Source organism: Planctomycetota bacterium, from assembly GCA_026387035.1.
Classification (GTDB): domain Bacteria; phylum Planctomycetota; class Phycisphaerae; order FEN-1346; family FEN-1346; genus JAPLMM01.
Genome location: JAPLMM010000024.1, coordinates 1 through 2,732 on the forward strand (window position 1 = coordinate 1; position 2,732 = coordinate 2,732).

Here is a 2,732-nt window from a genome sequence, read left to right on the forward strand (position 1 = left end):
AAGGCCATCGCAGGGCAGGCCACGGAGGGCCTTCTGCTGCCGTCTATCCTCGACGCGGCTGCCCACGCGGCCGTGGCCGAAGCCGTGGCCCAGGCCTGGCGGTCTGGCGAGGCAAGCACCCGGGACCAGCCGCGGCGGCGGACCCGAGCAAAGGAGTGAGCATGTTTCGACCACAGATTAAGGTTCTCGATTGCACCATCCGCGACGGCGGATTGGCGAACGATTCGCACTTCAGCCTGGAGACCGTCCGGGCCGTCTATCGCGCGTGCTGCGAGGCGGGCATCGATTACGTGGAACTGGGGTACCGCAACTCCAAAGAGATGTTCTCCCCTGACGAGTTCGGCCCCTGGCGGTTCTGCGACGAGGAAGACCTCAGGCGGGCGACCGACGGCATCGAAAACCCCGGCACAAAGATCGCCGTCATGCAGGACGCCCACAAGGCCTCGGCGGAGGACCTTTTGGAAAAGAAGGACTCGGTCGTGGACACGGTCCGCGTCGCCACGTACGTCAAGGACATTGACAAGGCGATCGCCATCGAGAACGCGGCGCGGGCGAAGGGCTACCAGACGACCATCAACATCATGTCCATCTCGACGGAACCGGACTTCGACCTGGACCCCGCGCTGGAACAGATCCGCGAGGAGACCGGCATCGCCGCCTGCTACGTCGTCGATTCCTTCGGAGCCCTCTATTCCGAGCAGGTGGACTTCTTCGTCGAAAAGTACAAACGCATCCTGGGCGAGGGGATTGAGGTCGGCGTCCACTTCCACAACAACCAGCAACTCGCCTTCGCCAACACCGTCGAGGGCATCATCAAGGGCGCCAACTTTCTCGATGGGACGATCTACGGCCTTGGCCGGGCCGCCGGCAACTGCCCCACGGAACTCCTCCTCGGGTTCCTCAAGAACCCGAAGTTCAACATCCGCCCCGTCCTCGACTGCGTCGTCCACACCGTCATGCCGCTCCAGAAAGAAATCGAGTGGGGCTACATGATTCCCTACGTGATCACCGGCATCCTGAATCAGCACCCGCGCGCCGCCATGGCGATGCTGAAGTCGGCCGGCCGCGACGATTACCGCACCTTCTACGACAAGATGCTGGAACTTGTGGAGTAGCCGCCGGCGTGTATAATGTATCTCGAAGGGTGGGGGATGCCGATGCAGGATACAGGAAAGACCAAGGCCCAACTCCTCGAAGAACTCGAGGCCCTCCGACGGTCCGAGGCCCAGTACCGCGCGGTCGTCGAACAGCAGGCGGAGTTCATCTGCCGGTGGCTTCCCGACGGCCGAATCACTTTCGTCAACGACGCCTATTGCCGCTATTTCGGCAAGCGGCGCGAGGAAGTCGTCGGCCAGTCGTTCATGCCTCTCATTCCGCCCGAGGACCAGGAGCGCGTCGCCGACCACTTCGCCTCCCTGACGCCGGACCAGCCTCTTGCGACCCATGAGCATCGCGTCATCGTCCCCGGCGGCCAGATCCGGTGGATGCAGTGGACGAACCGGGCGCTGTTCGATTCGGCGGGCCGGGTGGTCGAGTACCAGGGGGTCGGGCGCGATGTCACCGAGCGCGTCCTCGCCGAGGAAGCCCTCCGCGAGAGCGAACAGCGCTACCGCACGCTCTTCGAGCAGAGCCTGGACGCCATCGCCATTGTCGCCGACGGCCGGGTCGTCCACGCCAACGAGGCGGCGGCGGCCCTGGTGGGCGTTGCGTTGGACCGCATTGCCCGCCCCGACGGTTCAGTGTCCTGGGTCGAGGTTCGTGGGCAGCCGATCGAATGGCAGGGCCGGCCGGCGGCCCAGATCGTCGCTCACGACGTCACCGAGCAACGCTGCGCCCAGGAAGCCCTCCGCAAATCCGAACGCGAAAAAGACCTCATCCTCTCCAGCGTCGCCGAGCAGGTCCTCTTCCAGGACACCCGCCACCGCATCATCTGGGCCAACCGCGCTGTGGCGGAGTACGTCGGCGCGACGCCCGACCAACTCGTCGGACGTCTGTGCTACACCGTGTTTCACCCCCGCACCGAGCCGTGCCCCGGCTGCCCCGTTCACAAGGCCCTTGAGACCGGAGAGGCCGGGGTAGCGGAACTCCCGTCGGAGGACGGGCGGTACTGGTTCATCAAGGGGTATCCCTTTCGCGACGCGGAGGGGAACATTGCCGGCGCCGTCGAAGTCGCACTCGACATTACGGAACTGCGGCGTGCGGAGGAGGAACGGCGCAGGCTCGAAGCGAGAGTCCGCGACGCACAGAAACTCGAGAGCCTTGGCGTCCTGGCGGGCGGCATCGCCCACGATTTCAACAACCTCCTCGTCGGCATCCTCGGAAACGCCGGCCTGGCGCATCTGGAAATGCCCCCCGACTCCCCCCTCCGGCCGTACTGCGAACAGATCGAACAGGCCGCCCTCCGCGCCCGCGACCTGACGAACCAACTCCTCGCCTACTCCGGCAAAGGGAAGTTCCAGATTGTGGCGGCCAACCTCTCCGACCTTGTGCGCGACACCGCCGACCTCCTGCGCGTCTCCATCCCGCGACACGTCGCCCTCGACCTCCACCTCGCCCCCGACTCGCCGCCCATCCTCGCCGACGCCACGCAAATCCGCCAGGTTGTCATGAACCTCCTGACGAACGCCTCCGAGGCCATCGGCGACTCGCCCGGCACCATCACGCTCGTCACCGGCTCCATCCACGCCGACCGCCAGTACCTCGCCGGCGCCTTCGTCGACGAAGACCTCCCC

2 protein-coding genes are annotated in these 2,732 nt (G+C 65.6%); both read left to right on the forward strand.

The window, feature by feature from the left end; translation table 11 throughout:
• Positions 1-161 precede the first annotated feature (161 nt).
• Entirely contained in the window at positions 162-1,115 is a 954-nt protein-coding gene (locus NTX40_00700; protein ID MCX5647612.1) for an aldolase catalytic domain-containing protein, read from the forward strand.
• A 36-nt stretch (positions 1,116-1,151) separates the two neighbouring features.
• Positions 1,152-2,732, forward strand: a 1,581-nt coding sequence (locus NTX40_00705) for a PAS domain S-box protein (protein ID MCX5647613.1), incomplete at its 3' end; no start/stop codon positions are given.